Annotated in this window: 17 protein-coding genes and 1 riboswitch; of the genes, 6 read left to right on the plus strand and 11 right to left on the minus strand. The window is 71.2% G+C overall.

Annotation, left to right across the window (positions count from 1 at the left end):
* Positions 1-12: 12 nt before the first annotated feature.
* Both AC3ETA_RS19295 and AC3ETA_RS19300 read left to right on the plus strand, forming a co-directional pair.
* Positions 13-546, plus strand: a complete 534-nt coding sequence (locus tag AC3ETA_RS19295; protein WP_432194139.1) for a DinB family protein — start codon at positions 13-15, stop codon at positions 544-546.
* A 38-nt stretch (positions 547-584) separates the two neighbouring features.
* Complete coding sequence (locus tag AC3ETA_RS19300) at positions 585-1,160, plus strand: hypothetical protein (protein WP_432194140.1); 576 nt, start codon at positions 585-587, stop codon at positions 1,158-1,160.
* A 3-nt stretch (positions 1,161-1,163) separates the two neighbouring features.
* Here the strand turns inward: AC3ETA_RS19300 and AC3ETA_RS19305 are convergent, their stop codons facing one another.
* The 8 genes from AC3ETA_RS19305 to thrC all read right to left on the minus strand — a co-directional run bounded on the left by AC3ETA_RS19305 (position 1,164) and on the right by thrC (position 9,005).
* A complete protein-coding gene (locus AC3ETA_RS19305; protein WP_432194141.1) occupies positions 1,164-2,642 on the minus strand; it encodes an MFS transporter in 1,479 nt (492 codons plus the stop codon).
* A gap of 157 nt (positions 2,643-2,799) precedes the next feature.
* Complete coding sequence (locus AC3ETA_RS19310) at positions 2,800-2,949, minus strand: hypothetical protein (RefSeq protein WP_432194142.1); 150 nt, start codon at positions 2,947-2,949, stop codon at positions 2,800-2,802.
* Between the two features lie 38 nt (positions 2,950-2,987).
* Positions 2,988-3,164, minus strand: a complete 177-nt coding sequence (locus AC3ETA_RS19315) for a metallophosphoesterase (RefSeq protein ID WP_432194143.1) — start codon at positions 3,162-3,164, stop codon at positions 2,988-2,990.
* A gap of 28 nt (positions 3,165-3,192) precedes the next feature.
* Positions 3,193-4,320 carry an NADH:flavin oxidoreductase gene (locus AC3ETA_RS19320; RefSeq protein WP_432194144.1) on the minus strand — a complete coding sequence of 376 codons (1,128 nt, stop codon included), beginning with the start codon at positions 4,318-4,320 and terminating at the stop codon, positions 3,193-3,195.
* A 352-nt stretch (positions 4,321-4,672) separates the two neighbouring features.
* A complete protein-coding gene (gene groL, locus AC3ETA_RS19325; RefSeq protein WP_030949077.1) occupies positions 4,673-6,295 on the minus strand; it encodes a chaperonin GroEL in 1,623 nt (540 codons plus the stop codon).
* Between the two features lie 387 nt (positions 6,296-6,682).
* Positions 6,683-6,889, minus strand: a complete 207-nt coding sequence (locus tag AC3ETA_RS19330) for a cold-shock protein (RefSeq protein ID WP_007493268.1) — start codon at positions 6,887-6,889, stop codon at positions 6,683-6,685.
* A 442-nt stretch (positions 6,890-7,331) separates the two neighbouring features.
* The gene (locus AC3ETA_RS19335) at positions 7,332-7,607 is read right to left on the minus strand and encodes a ubiquitin-like small modifier protein 1 (RefSeq protein ID WP_128432056.1); all 276 of its coding nucleotides are present in this window, start codon (positions 7,605-7,607) and stop codon (positions 7,332-7,334) included.
* Between the two features lie 111 nt (positions 7,608-7,718).
* Complete coding sequence (gene thrC, locus AC3ETA_RS19340; RefSeq protein WP_432194145.1) at positions 7,719-9,005, minus strand: threonine synthase; 1,287 nt, start codon at positions 9,003-9,005, stop codon at positions 7,719-7,721.
* 18 nt (positions 9,006-9,023) lie between these two features.
* A riboswitch (SAM riboswitch) is annotated at positions 9,024-9,193 on the minus strand.
* A 147-nt stretch (positions 9,194-9,340) separates the two neighbouring features.
* On the opposite strand from thrC, the gene AC3ETA_RS19345 reads away from it, so the two are divergent.
* Complete coding sequence (locus AC3ETA_RS19345) at positions 9,341-10,285, plus strand: glucosyl-3-phosphoglycerate synthase (protein ID WP_432194146.1); 945 nt, start codon at positions 9,341-9,343, stop codon at positions 10,283-10,285.
* Between the two features lie 95 nt (positions 10,286-10,380).
* Positions 10,381-11,883 (plus strand): alpha,alpha-trehalose-phosphate synthase (UDP-forming), encoded by a 1,503-nt coding sequence (locus AC3ETA_RS19350; protein ID WP_432194147.1) that lies wholly within the window; start codon positions 10,381-10,383, stop codon positions 11,881-11,883.
* A 184-nt stretch (positions 11,884-12,067) separates the two neighbouring features.
* Here AC3ETA_RS19350 and otsB read toward each other — a convergent pair whose 3' ends face one another.
* From otsB to AC3ETA_RS19365, 3 genes are read right to left on the minus strand one after another with little or no spacing between them, the layout of a single operon-like run.
* A complete protein-coding gene (otsB, locus tag AC3ETA_RS19355) occupies positions 12,068-12,952 on the minus strand; it encodes a trehalose-phosphatase (RefSeq protein WP_432194148.1) in 885 nt (294 codons plus the stop codon).
* A 40-nt stretch (positions 12,953-12,992) separates the two neighbouring features.
* Positions 12,993-13,244, minus strand: coding sequence for a DUF3263 domain-containing protein (locus tag AC3ETA_RS19360; RefSeq protein ID WP_030959984.1), 252 nt, complete (start codon positions 13,242-13,244; stop codon positions 12,993-12,995).
* 36 nt (positions 13,245-13,280) lie between these two features.
* Positions 13,281-14,525, minus strand: a complete 1,245-nt coding sequence (locus tag AC3ETA_RS19365) for an extracellular solute-binding protein (RefSeq protein WP_432194149.1) — start codon at positions 14,523-14,525, stop codon at positions 13,281-13,283.
* A gap of 159 nt (positions 14,526-14,684) precedes the next feature.
* Here AC3ETA_RS19365 and AC3ETA_RS19370 point away from each other — a divergent pair, with 159 nt between their 5' ends.
* Both AC3ETA_RS19370 and nagA read left to right on the plus strand, forming a co-directional pair.
* A complete protein-coding gene (locus AC3ETA_RS19370) occupies positions 14,685-15,629 on the plus strand; it encodes an ROK family protein (protein WP_432194150.1) in 945 nt (314 codons plus the stop codon).
* A complete protein-coding gene (gene nagA / locus AC3ETA_RS19375; RefSeq protein WP_432194151.1) occupies positions 15,629-16,840 on the plus strand; it encodes an N-acetylglucosamine-6-phosphate deacetylase in 1,212 nt (403 codons plus the stop codon). Before AC3ETA_RS19370 ends, nagA begins: the two co-directional genes overlap by 1 nt.
* Positions 16,841-16,844: the final 4 nt, after the last annotated feature.

A 16,844-nucleotide genomic window follows, 5' to 3' on the forward strand; every position in this document is an offset into this window, starting at 1 on the left:
ACCGTAGGGCTCATGAACGAGACCTCGAACAACACCGTCACCGACGAGCGCTCCGACCTCCTGGAGACGCTGGCCAAGCACCGGCACTTCCTGCGGTTCACCACCCGGGACCTCACCGACGAGCAGGCGGGGCAGCGGACCACGGCCAGTGAGCTGTGTCTCGGCGGCCTGATCAAGCACGTCACGTCGACGGAGCGGCGCTGGGCGGAATTCATCGAGCGGGGCACGTCGGCCATGCCCGACTTCAAGGACATGACCGAGGCCGACTTCGCGAAGCGGGCCGACGACTTCCGGATGCTGCCCGGCGACACTCTGGAGGGGGTCCTGGCGGCGTACGAGGAAGTGGCCGCGCTGACCGACAAGCTGGTCGCGGACCTTCCCGACCTCAACGCCTCCCACCCGCTGCCGGAGGCCTCGTGGTTCGAGCCCGGGGCCCGCTGGTCGGCCCGCAGGGTGCTGCTGCACATCATCGCCGAGACGGCGCAGCACGCCGGCCACGCCGACATCATCCGGGAGTCCCTGGACGGGGCGAAGAGCATGGGCTGAGGGACGGCGTACGGGCGTGGGACTGCACACTGGGTTGCATGAACCACGCCCAACTGACGGCACTGGGCCGAGCCCTCCGCCTCCTCGGCGAGCACGGCGAGGCCCTGACCGCCGACACGCCGGACGCCCGGCTGCACGAGGTCAAGGCGGATCTGCGCCGCGCCATCGATCTGCTGGACGAGAGCGTCTCGACGGCCGCCCGGACGACCCGGTGCACGGAGCACCCGGGCGGCCCGGTGGACCCCGCGGCCCCGGACCTGTGCCTGTTGTGCGAGACCCGGCGCAGGTCGGCCCGCCGCTCCGAGTACGGCGGCTCGGGCCCGGCGGCCCCGCAGGCGCCCGAGCACCCGGTGCCGTCCCGCTACGGCGTCCGCGGTGACCGCCCGCAGCCTCAGCAGCGGTGGCTGCCGGAGCTGTGGAACGGGCAGGAGTGGCAGCTGTGCGGGACGCCGCGCCGTGACCGCCGGGAGGCCGAGCTGTACCTCGCCGCCCAGCGTCGCGGCCCGCGTCCCGCGATGGCCTACCGGCTCGTGCACGAGTTCACCGACTACGAGGTGCTGCGGGTGTGGGGCACCCCGGTGAAGGTCGACATCGAGCCGCTGGGCAATCTGTAGGAGCTACTCGGCCGTGGCCCGCGCCGGCTCCGACGCCGGCTGCGCCACGAGCCCCCCGGCGGCGGCCGACCCCTGGCGCGGGATGAAGGACGCCACGACGAAGGCCAGCAGTGCCGCGCCGGCGCCCACCGCGAGGACCACCTTGAAGGCGTTCTCGGACGGGAGGGCGTAGCCGCCGAGGTCCGTCGTCATCTGGGCGAGGATCACGCCCGCGACGGCGCTCGCGGTGGACGTACCGAGGGAGCGCATCAGCGTGTTGAGGCTGTTCGCGGCGGCCGTCTCCGACGCGGGCACCGCGCCCATGATCAGGGCCGGCATGGAGCCGTAGGCGAAGCCGATGCCCGCGCCGATGACGCAGGCGACCAGGATGAAGTGCCAGACCTGGGACATCAGGACGATGTTGAGGCTGTAGCCCGCGGCCACGATCAGGACACCGGTCATCAGTGTGACCTTGGGGCCCTTGGCCCGGGAGATGGCCGCCGACACCGGGGCCGTGGCCATCATGACCAGGCCGGACGGCGCCAGGCACAGGCCCGCGACCAGCATCGACCTGCCGAGGCCGTAGCCGGTCCGGGCGGGGAGCTGGAGGAGCTGCGGCAGGACGAGGCTCATCGCGAACATCGCGAAGCCCACCGCGATCGAGGCCAGGTTGGTGACCAGCACCTGCCGGCGGGCCGTCGTACGGAGGTCGACCAGCGGCTGTTCGGTGCGCAGCTCCCACCGGCCCCAGGCGAGCAGGATCAGCACGGCCGCCACGAACAGACCGAGGGTGGTGCCGCTGGTCCAGCCCCAGTCGGCACCCTTGGAGATGCCGAGCAGCAGACACACCAGCCCGAGGGCCATGCCTGTGCCGCCGACCAGGTCGAAGCGCCCGCCGGTGCGCACCTGCGACTCGGGGACGAAGAGCAGCACGCATCCGAGGGCCACGACACCCAGGCCGGCCGACGTCCAGAACAGGACGTGCCAGTCGAAGTTGTCCGCGATGAGCGCGGCGGCTGGCAGGCCGAGCGCGCCGCCGATGCCGAGGGAGGCGCTCATCAGGGCGGTGGCGGAGCCGAGGCGCTCGGCGGGGAGTTCGTCGCGCATGATGCTGATGCCGAGCGGGATCACCCCGGAGGCCAGGCCCTGGAGCGCCCGGCCGACGATCATCGGGACCAGGGCGTCGCTCAGACCGCAGACGACGGAGCCGGCCACCAGCAGGACGACGCTGACCAGCAGCATCCGCCGCTTGCCGTACATGTCGCCGAGCCGGCCCATCACGGGGGTGGCGACGGCGGCGGCGAGCAGGGTCGCCGTGACCGCCCAGGCGGTGTCGGAGGCCGGGGCGTCCAGCAGCTCGGGCAGCTCCGGGACGATCGGGATGACCAGCGTCTGCATCAGCGAGACGACGATTCCGGCGAAGGCCAGCACCGCCACCACGGCGTTCGACCGCGGCGGGGCTCCGGCCCCCGCCTCGGCGGGAGGAGCAGGGGCGTGGGACATGGCGGGGCCTCCGAGGGCGTACGAGCAGGAAGGGTGCCTGATCGACCTGACTGATTGACCTGGGCAACCTTAAGTCAGTTGATTGACTTACTCAAGCGACCCAGGTCACGCCCCCTGCCCGGACGGAGGCGGGACCCGGGCCAAGGGCGGAACCCGCTCAGCCCTCCCGTTCGACCAGCGCCCGCACCTGCCCCTCGTCCAGCTCGTACACCGTCTCGTGCGCCCGGGGATCACGGGCGTGGAGGGTGTGGAAGAGGGGGCCGGACGGGCCGTCCAGCTCCACCAGGGACGCCGACGCGCCGCGCACCACGCGGTCCGTGCCGGGTGCCGTCGTCAGGTCGCCGCCTACGCCTCCACGGCGCCGTCGTCCGCGATGCCCCCCGTGACGACGATCGCGTCGACGGCCCGCAGGTGCCTCAGCTCGGCGAGCATCAGCCGCAGCGAGTCGGTGGCGTTGACGCCGTACTTGTTGGGGGCGTCGGTCTTCTCCACATGGGTGTCGGAGAGATGAAGGATCCTCATCTCTCCGACGGTTGCCGCGAGTCGGGGCTCAGCTCAGGGTCTTCAGCGACGCCGCGTCGTACGGCGCCAGGTCCCCGAAGCGGCCCTCCAGCACCTTCGCCGCCCACTCGGGGTCCTGGAGCAGCGCCCGGCCGACGGCGACGAAGTCGAACTCCTCGGACTCCAGACGGTCCAGGAGGTCGTCGATGCCCTTGACCCCGGAGCCCTGGCCGGCGAAGGCGCCCAGGAACTCGCCGTCCAGGCCGACCGAGCCGACGGTGATGGTGGGCTTGCCGGTCAGCTTCTTGGTCCAGCCCGCGAGGTTGAGGTCGGAGCCGTCGAACTCCGGGATCCAGTAGCGGCGGGTGGAGGCGTGGAAGGCGTCGACACCGGCCGCGGCGAGCGGGGCCAGGATGGCCTCCAGCTGCTCGGGGGTCTCGGCGAGGCGGGCGTCGTAGGCCTCCTGCTTCCACTGCGAGTAGCGGAAGATGACGGGGAAGTCCGGGGAGACGCGCTCGCGTACGGCGGCCACGATCTCCGCTCCGAAGGCGGCACGGGCGACCGGGTCACCGCCGTAGGCGTCCGTGCGGCGGTTGGTGCCCTCCCACAGGAACTGGTCGACGAGGTAGCCGTGGGCGCCGTGGATCTCCACGCCGTCGAAGCCGATGCGCTCGGCGTCCGCGGCGGCCTCGGCGAAGGCACCGATCACGTCGTCCAGGTCGCGCCGGGTCATCGCCTTGCCGGTGGCCACGTCGGCGCCGATCCGCAGCCCGGACGGCCCGACCGCGGGCGCCTCGGCGTACGGCGGCTGGCCCTGCTCGCGCACCATGCCGATGTGCCACAGCTGCGGCACGATGGTGCCGCCCGCGGCGTGCACCGCGTCGGCGACCTTCGCCCAGCCGGCGAGCTGCTCCTCGCCGTGGAACCGCGGCACCCGGTCGCTCTGCCCGGCCGACTCGTGCCCGACGTACGTCCCCTCGGTCACGATCAGCCCCACACCGGCGGCGGCCCGACGCGAGTAGTACGACTCCACATCCGCACCCGGCACACCGCCCGGCGAGAACATCCGCGTCATCGGCGCCATCACGATGCGGTTGGGAACGGTGAGGCCGTTGATCGCGGTCGGCCGGGCGAGGATCTGCGCCGCACGGGAGGCGGCGGGCTGGGTGACGGTCACGTGGGGGCTCCAGGGGATAGGGGTCTTCTTATACCGGTCAGTATGTGCACACGCATTGTTGCACCTCATTAAGCAACGATGGGTGTGAGACTGCGCATTCCCGAGGAGGGGGATCGGTTTCACGGGCGACCGCAGGTGCGTGGGGGCTGGTCGCGCAGTTCCCACGCACCCCTGAGGGGCGCGCGGCGGACGCCCCTTCTTCAGGGGCGCGGGGAACTGCGCGACCAGCCCCCACCGGCCCGCACCCGTCAAACGCACCGAGGGCGGCACCCCCTGTCGCGAATGTCGCAACAAGAGGCGCCGCCCTCGGGAAGGACGTTGATCAACCGGAGGTCAGCGCCCCCGAGGCCGATCAGAAGTCCATGTCACCGCCCGGCATGCCGCCACCGGCGGGCGCGGCGGCCTTCTCCGGCTTGTCGGCGATGACGGCCTCGGTGGTGAGGAACAGCGCGGCGATCGACGCGGCGTTCTGCAGCGCGGAACGCGTCACCTTCGCCGGGTCGATGATGCCCTCGGCGACCAGGTCGACGTACTCACCGGTCGCGGCGTTCAGGCCGTGACCCGGGGTGAGGTTGCGGACCTTCTCCACCACGACGCCGCCCTCAAGGCCGGCGTTGACGGCGATCTGCTTCAGCGGGGCCTCGAGCGCGAGCTTGACCGCGGCAGCGCCGGTCGCCTCGTCACCCTCCAGCTCCAGCTTCTCGAAGACACCGGAGGCCTGCAGCAGGGCCACGCCACCACCGGCGACGATGCCCTCCTCGACGGCCGCCTTGGCGTTGCGCACGGCGTCCTCGATGCGGTGCTTGCGCTCCTTGAGCTCCACCTCGGTCGCGGCACCGGCCTTGATGACGGCCACGCCGCCCGCGAGCTTCGCCAGACGCTCCTGGAGCTTCTCGCGGTCGTAGTCCGAGTCGCTGTTCTCGATCTCGGCGCGGATCTGGTTCACGCGGCCGGCGACCTGCTCGGAGGAGCCGGCACCGTCGACGATGGTGGTCTCGTCCTTGGTGATGACGACCTTGCGGGCCTTGCCCAGGAGGTCCAGGGAGGTGTTCTCCAGCTTGAGACCGACCTCCTCGGAGATGACCTCGCCGCCGGTGAGGATGGCGATGTCGTTCAGCATCGCCTTGCGGCGGTCACCGAAGCCCGGGGCCTTGACGGCGACGGACTTGAAGGTGCCGCGGATCTTGTTGACGACCAGGGTCGACAGGGCCTCGCCCTCAACGTCCTCGGCGATGATCAGCAGCGGCTTGCCCGACTGCATGACCTTCTCCAGGAGCGGGAGCAGGTCCTTGACGGAGCCGATCTTGGAGTTGGCGATCAGGATGTACGGGTCGTCGAGCGACGCCTCCATCCGCTCCATGTCGGTGGCGAAGTACGCCGAGATGTAGCCCTTGTCGAAGCGCATACCCTCGGTGAGCTCCAGCTCCAGACCGAAGGTCTGGGACTCCTCGACGGTGATGACGCCTTCCTTGCCGACCTTGTCCATCGCCTCGGCGATGAGCTCGCCGATCTGGGTGTCGGCGGCGGAGATGGAGGCCGTGGAGGCGATCTGCTCCTTGGTCTCGACGTCCTTGGCCTGCTCCAGCAGGGCGGCGGAGACGGCCTCGACGGCACGCTCGATACCGCGCTTGAGGGCCATCGGGTTGGCGCCGGCGGCTACGTTGCGCAGACCCTCCTTGACCAGGGCCTGGGCGAGAACGGTCGCGGTGGTCGTACCGTCACCGGCGACGTCGTCCGTCTTCTTGGCGACTTCCTTGACCAGCTCGGCGCCGATCTTCTCGTACGGGTCCTCGAGCTCGATCTCCTTGGCGATGGAGACACCATCGTTGGTGATCGTGGGGGCGCCCCACTTCTTCTCGAGGACGACGTTGCGGCCCTTGGGGCCGAGCGTCACCTTCACGGCGTCCGCGAGCTGGTTCATGCCGCGCTCGAGGCCGCGCCGCGCCTCCTCGTCGAACGCGATGATCTTGGCCATGTGAAGTGGTCCCTCCAGGACTGGGGGTGATTCCTTCGGACCGCGCCCGCGCCCGCGACGGACGGCTCACATGCCTCGTGGTTCCTTGCCCCACCTGGCCTGCGGGCCTCACCGACCCGGTCCTTCTTTGTCACTCTCACCTTCAGAGTGCTAACGCAATGATTAGCACTCGACCCAGGAGAGTGCAAGGCGCGCTCGCGAAGCGGGCGCTCGTTGAGGGGCGGTGGTCGGGTGACGGGCGGGCGCAAGCGGCTCCCGGGGATCGGGCGGGGCGCTCCGCCGGGGCGAACAGGGCGCGAACGGGGCGCGAACGCGACGAAGGGCCCGCACCCCGGGAGGTGCGGGCCCTTCGAAGAAGTACGTCGCTGCTGTTAGTCGACGCGTGCTTCAGCCGGTCGCCAGTCGGACCATGTCCGCCTGCGGCCCCTTCTGACCCTGCGAGATCTCGAAATCGACCCGCTGGCCCTCTTCCAGGGTGCGGTACCCGTCCATCTGGATCGCGCTGTAGTGGACGAAAACATCCGCACCACCGTCGACCGCGATGAAGCCGTACCCCTTCTCCGCGTTGAACCACTTGACGGTGCCCTGAGCCATGCCTAACTCCCCTATTACTGGCCCTTGCACAGATCCACACTTCGCGGATCCGGGTCAGACCTCACCCCCCATCGGTCGGGGGCGTGCGCCGGAACGCGTCGACCGCGGCTGAATGTATCTGCCCAACTGCCGTCTGCAACAGGTCAATCGGACGAGAAATCCGGGCACGCCCGGTCGGGAATGTGGGGACAATTCCGCTGACTTCAGGTCAAGTCGGACCCGGCATACGGAACAAAAGCCGCAAAAACCCCGCACACTTTGGCTACTTCTTGTCGGGCTTACGGCAGAAATTCAAGGCAACCGACTCGGAGACCGGCGGCACGTTCCCCAACTGTACCTCGCTCAACCACACAGAATTGCCCCCTCCGCTTCTCTCACGGAGGAGGCAATTCGATGAACTCTCAGTAACCTGGGTTACCGATGGTAATGATCGGTCATTCGGTCAGCCGCCGGCGACGGCCGGGATGATGGAAACGCCCGCACCGTCCGGGGTCGCCGTCTCCAGGCCCTGCTCGAAACGCACGTCGTCGTCGTTGACGTAGACGTTGACGAACCGGCGCAGCTTGCCCTGGTCGTCGAGCACCCGGGCGGCGATCCCGGTGTGGTTCTTCTCCAGGTCGGCGATGACCTCGCCGAGGGTGGCACCTTCGGCGGCGACCTCGGCCTGCCCGCCGGTGTAGGTGCGCAGGATGGTCGGGATGCGGACGTTGACGCTCACGATGAAACCTCCGGTCAGGTGTACGGGCCCAGGGGCGCGGGGCCGTGTTCGATCTGCGGCTGCCGCCGCGTGGGCGCGACCAGCCCCCACCGGCCCGCGGACGAAAAACGACTAGGCGAGGCCGGCCTCGCGGAACGAGTCCAGGTTGGGGCGGATTGTCGCAGTGAGCCCCGTGCCGGCCACCGCGTCCAGCGTCTTGAGGCCGTCGCCGGTGTTCAGCACGACGGTGGTCCTGGTGGGGTCGAGGACGCCGTTCTCGATCAGCTTCTTCGTCACGCCCACGGTCACACCGCCGGCGGTCTCCGCGAAGATGCCCTCGGTCCGGGCGAGGATCTTGATCGCCTCGACGACCTGCTCGTCCGTCACATCCTCCACGAACCCGCCGGTGCGGCGCGCGATGTCGAGGACGTACGGCCCGTCGGCCGGGTTGCCGATGGCCAGCGACTTGGCGATGGTGTTCGGCTTCTGCGGACGGACCACGTCGTGGCCGGCCTTGAACGCGGTCGACACCGGCGAGCAGCCCTCGGCCTGCGCACCGAAGATCTTGTACGGCTTGTCCTCGACGAGCCCGAGCCTGATCAGCTCCTGGAGCCCCTTGTCGATCTTCGTGAGCTGCGAGCCGGACGCGATCGGGACGACCAACTGGTCCGGGAGCCGCCAGCCGAGCTGCTCGCAGATCTCGTACGCCAGGGTCTTGGAGCCCTCGGCGTAGTAGGGCCGCAGGTTGACGTTGACGAAGCCCCAGCCCTCGCCGGCCGGGTCGCCGATCAGCTCGGAGCAGAAACGGTTCACGTCGTCGTAGTTGCCCTCGATGCCGACGAGCTCGCCGCCGTAGATCGCGGCCATGACGACCTTGCCCTGCTCCAGGTCGTGCGGGATGAACACGCACGAGCGGAAGCCGGCACGGGCGGCCGCGGCACCCACCGCGCCGGCCAGGTTGCCGGTGGAGGAGCAGGAGAGCGTGGTGAAACCGAAGGCGCGGGCGGCCTCCAGGGCCTGGGCGACGACGCGGTCCTTGAAGGAGTGCGTCGGGTTGCCGGAGTCGTCCTTGACGAACAGCTTGCCGGCGTCGACGCCGAGTTCGTTCGCCAGGTGGTCGGCCTTGACGAGCTTGGTCCAGCCGGGGTTGAGGTTCGGCTTGTCGGCGACGTCGGCCGGGACGGGCAACAGTGGCGCGTAGCGCCAGATGTTCGCGGGGCCCGCTTCGATCCGCTTGCGGAGCTCCTCGGCGTCGTGGGCCGAGAAGTCGTAGGCGATCTCCAGCGGGCCGAAACACTCCTCGCACGCGAAGACCGGGCCGAGCGGTACCCGGTGACCGCACTCGCGGCAGGAGAGCGCCGCGGCGGGGCCGAGGTCTACGGTGGATTCGGTGGTGCTTGCAACAGTCTGCGCAGCCATGTGAGGCGAGGCCCTTTCTCCTCATCTTCCTCACGACGCATCTCGCCGTGAGACGGATTTGGCACCTTCCCTAGCCGGGAGCCTCGCGGAGACGATCAGCCGTGACGATCGACGCTGATCTACGAGAACCGACTGGAGGGTTGCCGGGGCTTCATCGGGCCGTATCCCTCTGCCCCTCTGGATGAGCGGTATTCGGTTGTGGACGACGGCCGACCTCGGACATGCGATGGTCATCCGCGTTGTTCAAGACTGTAACCGAACGCCAGGACAGTTGAGATAGCCGTCCGATCCGCGAGATGGATCACAGACCTCCCGACAGTGAGGAGCCGCCGACCGTGCTGGAAGAAGCAGAGCGCTGGCTGAGCAGCCGCTCCTGGTCCGTTGCCGACCGCCCGCTGCATCACATCCTGGCCGCCAAACAGCGCACGGGCCAGTCGGTGTCCGTCGTGCTGCCCGCGCTCAACGAGGAGGAGACGGTCGGCGAGATCGTCTCGATCATCGCCCATGACCTCGTCCGGCAGGTCCCGCTGGTCGACGAGATCGTGGTCGTCGACTCCGGCTCCACCGACCGCACCTCCGAGGTGGCCGCCGCGGCGGGCGCCCGGGTGGTGCACCGCGACGACATCCTGCCGCGCGTCCCCACCGTGCCCGGCAAGGGCGAGGTCCTGTGGCGCTCCCTGCTCGTGACGAGCGGCGACATCGTCTGCTTCATCGACGCCGACCTGAAGGAGTTCTCCTCCGACTTCGTCTCCGGGATCGTCGGCCCGCTGCTCACCGACCCCGGCGTGGACCTGGTCAAGGCGATGTACGACCGTCCGCTGGGGGGTGCGGCCGGGCAGGGCGGCCGGGTCACCGAGCTGATGGCACGCCCGCTGCTCAACATGCACTGGCCGCAGCTCGCCGGCTTCGTGCAGCCGCTCGGCGGCGAGTACGCGGCCCGCCGCAGCCTGCTGGAACAGCTCCCGTTCCCGGTCGGGTACGGCGTCGAGCTGGGCATGCTGGTCGACGCGCTGCACCTGGTGGGGCTGGACGCGCTGGCCCAGGTGGACGTGGGGGTGCGCAAGCACCGGCACCAGGACGGGCAGGCGCTCGGCCGGATGTCCGCCGCGATCTACCGCACGGCGCAGCTGCGGCTGGCCCGCGGGCATCTGGTGCGGCCGTCGCTGACCCAGTTCGAGCGCGGCGAGGACGGTTTCGAGCCGCGTACGTACTCCGTGGACACCGAGGAACGGCCGCCGATGGTGGAGATCGCCGAGTACGCGAAGCGGAAGGTCGCGTAAACGCCGGAAACCGGCCGTATACAGGGCGGACCAGAGCCCTCCAGCGAGCGGAACCGCACGTTTGAGCGTTTCCGGGGCGGGCTAGGTTGAGGCTTATGGCTTCCACGCAGGATGCGCCGGGTGCGCACGGTGCTGCCAAGGTCCTCGTCGCGTCGAACCGCGGCCCGGTCTCGTACGAGGTGCGGGACGACGGCTCGCTGCACTCCAGGCGCGGGGGCGGCGGAGTCGTCTCCGGGCTGTCGGCGATCGGGCCGGACGCGGGCGCCCTGTGGGTGTGCTCGGCGCTGTCCGACGGCGACCGAGAGGCGGTGCGGCGCGGAATCGCAGGTGCGGGGCCGGAGGCCCCTCCGCAGAAGGGTGGTGGCGGGCGGCGGGCGGGAGAGGACGGCGTGCTGATGCTGGACATCCCGGCGGACGTGCACGCGGACGCGTACAACGGCATCGCCAACTCGGTGCTGTGGTTCGTCCACCACATGCTCTACCAGACGCCCCTGGAGCCGGTGTTCGACGCGGAGTTCCGCCGGCAGTGGGCGTCCTACGAGGCGTACAACCGCGCCTTCGCCGAGGCGCTGGCCGGGCGGGCGGCGCCGGGGGCGGCGGTGCTGGTGCAGGACTACCACCTGACGCTGGTGCCGGGGATGCTGCGTGAGCTGCGCCCCGACCTCAGGATCGGCCATTTCTCGCACACGCCGTGGGCGCCGCCGGAGTACTTCCGGATGCTGCCCGACGACATCGCCGGGCAGGTGCTGCGCGGGATGCTGGGCGCGGACCGGCTGGGGTTCCTCACCCGGCGGTGGGCGGACGCGTTCGAGGCGTGCTGCGCCCGGTTCGCCGACGGGCTCGGGGGCACGCGGATCGGCGTGCACGGACTGGGCGCGGACGCGGACTTCCTGCGCGAACGCTCCCACCGGGCGGACGTGGCGGAGCGGATGACCGCGCTCCGCGCCGAGATCGGCTCGGCCCCGGACGGCACCGCCCGCCGGACGATCGTGCGGGTCGACCGGACCGAGCTGTCCAAGAACATCGTGCGCGGTCTGCTCTCCTACCGGCAGCTGCTCGACGACCACCCCGAGTGGCGCGAGCGGGTGGTGCACGTGGCCTTCGCCTACCCCTCGCGGCAGGACCTGGCGGTGTACCGGGACTACACGGCCGAGGTGCAGCGGCTGGCGGACGAAGTCAACTCGCAGTACGGCACGCCGGGTTGGACCCCGGTCGTGCTGCACGTCAAGGACGACTTCGCCCGCTCGCTGGCCGCCTACCGGCTCGCGGACGTGGCGCTGGTCAACCCCATCCGGGACGGCATGAACCTCGTCGCCAAGGAGGTGCCGGTCGTCTCCGACGAGGGCTGCGCGCTGGTGCTGTCGCGGGAGGCCGGGGCCCACGAGGAGCTCGGCGAGGACGCGATCACCGTCAACCCGTACGACGTGGTCGGCACGGCACGGGCGCTGCACGAGGCCCTGTCCGTGCGGCCGGAGGAGCGGGCGGAGCGCTCGAAGCGCCTGGCGGCCGCCGCGACCGCGCTGCCGCCCGCCCAGTGGTTCCTGGACCAGTTGCACGCACTGGAGGAACAGGCGGGTCCGCCCGCCGGAGCCCGGTGAGCCCGTCTGCGCCCGGTCAGCCCGACTGAAGCGGGGCGGCCTGCCGGCCGGGACCGGCCGGCTCTGTCCCGCCACCCGGCCCGCGACGGACAACCGGCCCCAGCCCGGTCGCGTTCGCTCCGGCCGACCCGTGACCGGGCGTTCGGTCCGGCCGGGCCCAGCCGCCGGGGCAGGCAGCCGCGGGTCAGCCGGCCCGGTCGGCGAGCGCCTTCAGCAGCCGTACGACCCCTGCCGGGCCGTCCACCACGATGTCCGCCCGTTCCGACAGTTCGGTGACCTCCTCGCTGCCGCTGCACACCAGCAGGCCGGGGGTGCCGTCGGAGCGGAGTTTGTCGACGGCGGCATAGGCGGACAGGTCGCCGAGGTCGTCGCCGGCGTACAGGACGCACTCGGCGCCGAGCTCCCGTACGTACTCGCTCAGCGCGACGCCCTTGTCCATGCCGGGCGGGCGCAGTTCCAGGACCATGCGGCCGGGTTCGAGGATCAGGCCGTTGCGCACGGCCAGGTCGGCGAGGGGGGTGCGCAGGGCATCGAAGGTGCCCTGGGGATCGGCCGCGCGGCGGGTGTGGACGGCGACGGCGTGTCCCTTGTCCTCGGTCCAGGTGCCTGTTCCGGCGCCGTTCGCGTCGAGGATGCCGGGGAGTTCGGCCCGTGCGGCCGCGACGCCGGGGTGCGGGTCGGGCGCGGTGACCTCGCCGCTGACGGCGTCCCAGCGCTCGGCGCCGTAGTGCCCGAGCACGACGAGGTGCTCAAGGCCGGGGACCCCGGCGAAGCCGCCGTACCGGACGGCGACGTCGGCCGGGCGGCCGGTGATCACCGCGACGGCGGCGACCTTCGGGGCGAGCGCCGTGAGCGCCGTGAGGGCGTCGGGGTGGGCCCGCGCCTGCTCCGGGTCCGGCACGATCGGGGCGAGCGTCCCGTCGAAGTCCAGGGCGATCAGTGCCCGCGCGGGCCTCGCGAGGAGCGCGGCGAGCCCGTCACGGCCGCGCGCGGTCGCGGGGGTGGGCAGAGGGGCCGTGGCGCCGGCCGGGTCGGGGTCGGTCAGATCCTTTTTCTTGTCACTGGCCATACGTCGACCCTATCCAGCGAGGGCGCCGCCCACCCCTCGCTCAGCGCTCCGCCCGCCGGGCCTCCCGCACCCGCCGCAGCCGGTTCACCGTGACCGGGTCGTGGGCCAGGGCCCTCGGGTCGTCCAGCAGGGCGTTCAGCAGCTGGTAGTAGCGGACGGGGGCCAGGCCCAGTTCCTCGCGTATCGCGCGCTCCTTGACGCCGGGGCCCGGAAAGCCCCGGCGTTCCAGAGCGAGGATGGCCCGCTCGCGCTCGGCGAGGGCGGCCTCGGGCGGGTCCTGGTGCTGGTCCATGGCTCGCACCGTAACCCCCGCCACCGACAACCGCCGCTACTCGGCGCTCTCGGCCCGCGTCGCCGTCGTCTGGAGCCCGCCGAGGACCGCCGAGGGGCTGCCGCCGGAGGTGACGGTCCTGCCTATGCGCTTCTTGATGTCCGCGCTGACCTCCGCCCAGGACGTGCGGCCGACCGGGTAGAGCTCGGAGAGCGGGAGCTGCTCCAGGAAGGGCTTGAGGTCGGCGTCCTGCTCGGCCGCGGTCATCACCGTGGACGCGGAGTTCGTCACCGGCAGCAGGTCGTACTCGCGGGAGAAGTCCAGGACGTTCTGCTTGTCGTAGACGAAGTCGAGGAAGTCGCCCACCTCGTCGGCGTGGCCGTTCTCCTTGAAGGCCATCATCCAGTCCGCCACGCCCATGGAGACCTTGCTCGGGCCGTCGACGCCGGGCATCGGCACCATGCCGAACTTCACGCCCTTCTTCTTGGCCATCTGCATCAGGGTCGGGTGGCCGTTGAGCATGCCGACGTCACCGGCCGCGAAGGCGGCGAAGGCGTCGGCGCGGTTGAGTTCGCCGGGTGCGACCGGGCCGGTGAGGCCCTTGCCGACCAGGTCGTTCTTGAGCCAGTCGAAGGTGGCGACGTTCTCGGCGGAGTCGATGCTGTACGTGCCGAGGTTTCGGTCGGTGTAGCCGCCCCCGCCGCTGAGCAGCCACTGCATCGTCTCGGCCTGCGCCTCCTCGGCGCCGAGCGGCAGCGCGTACGGCGTCCTCACTCCCTGCGCCTTGAGCGCCTCGGCGTCGGCGGCCAGCTCCTTCCAGGTGGTCGGCGCGGAGATGCCGGCCTTCTCGAAGAGCGTCTTGTTGTAGAAGAGCAGCCGCGTGGAGGAGGCGAACGGGATGCCGTACTGCACGTCCTTCACCCGGCCCGCGTCCGCGAACTGGGCGCCGAAGTCCGCCTGTACGGGGATGGAGAGCAGATCGTCGACCCGGTAGAGCAGGCCCTTCGCGGCGTAGTCGGCGTACGCGCCGATCTGGGCCATGTCCGGGGCCTTCCCGGCGTCGACCATCTCCTTGACCTTGGCGTCGACGTCGTTCCAGGAGTACACGGTGACGTCGACCGTGACGCCGGGGTGCTCGGCCTCGTAGGCCGTGACGAGCTTGTCCCAGTACTTCTGGGAGCCGTTCGACTCGCTGTCCCCGTAGTCCGCGGCGACCAGCCGCAGGGTCACGTCGCCCGAGCCGCCGGTCAGCCCGCAGCCTCCCAGGGCCGCCGTCAGGCCCAGCGCGGACACCGCCGCCATCGCTCCCGTACGCCTACGACCACGACTACGCCGCTGCACGCCAAACCGCCCCACGCCCATGTTCGAAATTTTCGAAACGTCATACATATTGCCCCCATCAGGTCTACACCACGTAAGTGGACTAGACCTCTCGCGGGTGCGCAAGCCACACTGTCCCCCGTGAGACATGTCATCGCCCTCGATGTGGGCGGCACCGGGATGAAGGCCGCCCTGGCGGGCGCGGGTGGTGAGCTGCTCCACCAGGCCCGCCGCCCGACCGGACGCGAGCGCGGGCCGGACGCGGTCGTCGAGGGAATCCTCGACTTCGCCGCGGAGCTGCGCGGGTACGGCGAGGAGCGCTTCGGCGAGCCCGCGGCCGCCGTCGGCGTCGCCGTCCCCGGCATCGTCGACGAGGAGCACGGCATCGCCGCCTACGCGGCCAACCTGGGCTGGCGGGACGTACCCCTGCGCCGGCTCATGTCCGAGCGGCTCGGCGGGGTCCCCGTCGCCCTCGGCCACGACGTGCGCACCGGCGGTCTCGCCGAGGGCCGGATCGGCGCGGGCCGGGGCGCCGACCGCTTTCTCTTCGTGCCGCTGGGCACCGGGATCGCCGGCGCCATCGGCATCGACGGCCGGGTGGAGGCGGGCGCCCACGGCTTCGCGGGCGAGATCGGCCACATCGTCGTACGGCCGGGCGGCGCCCCCTGCCCGTGCGGACAGCGCGGCTGCCTGGAGCGGTTCGCGTCCGCCGCGGCCGTGAGCGAGGCGTGGGCCGCGGCCTGCGGGGACCCGGAGGCGGACGCCGCGGACTGCGCCAAGGCCGTCGCGTCCGGGGACCCGAACGCCGTACGGATCTGGCAGGAGGCCGTGGACGCCCTCGCCGACGGCCTGGTCACCGCTCTCACCCTGCTGGACCCCCGCACCCTGATCATCGGTGGCGGCCTCGCCGAGGCGGGGGAAACCTTGTTCACACCACTGCGGGACGCGGTCCGGCAGCGGGTCACTTTCCAGAAGCTGCCGTCCATCGTCCCCGCGGCCCTGGGCGACACGGCGGGATGCCTCGGCGCCGGGCTCCTGGCCTGGGATCTCCTCGACCGAACCGACCGTACGGAGGTAACTCCCTGATGACAGCCGACCTGGGGGCGCGGGGAACTGCGCGACAAGCCACGGAACGCCCGCACCCCGCAACCGACAAGGCACCCCTCGTCCTGTCCGGCGCCAACGTGGTCACGCCGACGGGAACCCTGGAACAGGGCCGGCTGATCGTCGACGGCACGCGCATCGCCGGCGCGGCCCCGGAGAACGCTCACCACATCGACGTGAGCGGCCACTGGCTCCTGCCGGGCTTTATCGACATCCACAACCACGGCGGCGGCGGCGCCTCCTTCACCTCGGGCACCCCCGAGGAGGTGCTGCGGGGCATCCACACCCACCGCCTGCACGGCACCACCACCCTGGTCGCCTCCACCGTCACCGGCGACATGGACTTCCTCGCCCGGCGCGCGGGCCTGCTGGCCGAGCTGGCCGAGCAGGGCGACATCGCGGGCATCCACTTCGAGGGGCCGTTCATCTCCCCGTGCCGCAAGGGCGCGCACTCCGAGGAGCTGCTGCGCGACCCGGACCCGGCGGACGTGCGCAGGCTGGTCGACGCGGCCCGCGGCCACGCGACGATGGTCACCCTCGCCACCGAACTGCCGGGCGGCATCGACTCCGTACGTCTCCTCGCCGAGCGCGGCGTCATCGCGGCGATCGGGCACACGGACGCCAGCTACGAGCAGACGGTGGAGGCGATCGAGGCGGGCGCGACGGTCGCCACCCACCTCTTCAACGCGATGCCGCCGCTCGGCCACCGCGAGCCGGGCCCGATCGCCGCCCTGCTGGAGGACGAGCGCGTCACGGTCGAGCTGATCGACGACGGCACGCACCTGCACCCGGCGTCCCTGCAGCTGGCGTTCCATCACGCGGGCGCCGACCGGGTCGCGTTCATCACGGACGCGATGGACGCGGCCGGCTTCGGCGACGGCCGCTACATGCTCGGCCCGCTGGAGGTCGAGGTCGCCGACGGGGTGGCCCGTCTGGTCGAGGGCGGCTCGATCGCGGGCTCGACCCTCACCCTGGACCGCGCCTTCAAGCGGGCGGTGACGGTCGACCGGCTGCCGATCGAGGACGCGGTGGCGGCCCTGTCGGCGAACCCCGCCCGCCTCCTCGGCCGCTACGACCGCATCGGCTCCCTGGAGCCCGGCAAGGACGCCGACCTGGTCGTCGTGGACTCCGACTTCGACCTCAAGGGCGTGATGCGGCGGGGCGAATGGGTGGTTGAGCCGCAACTGGGGTGATGTG

It is taken from the genome of Streptomyces sp. bgisy027 (genome assembly GCF_057710365.1).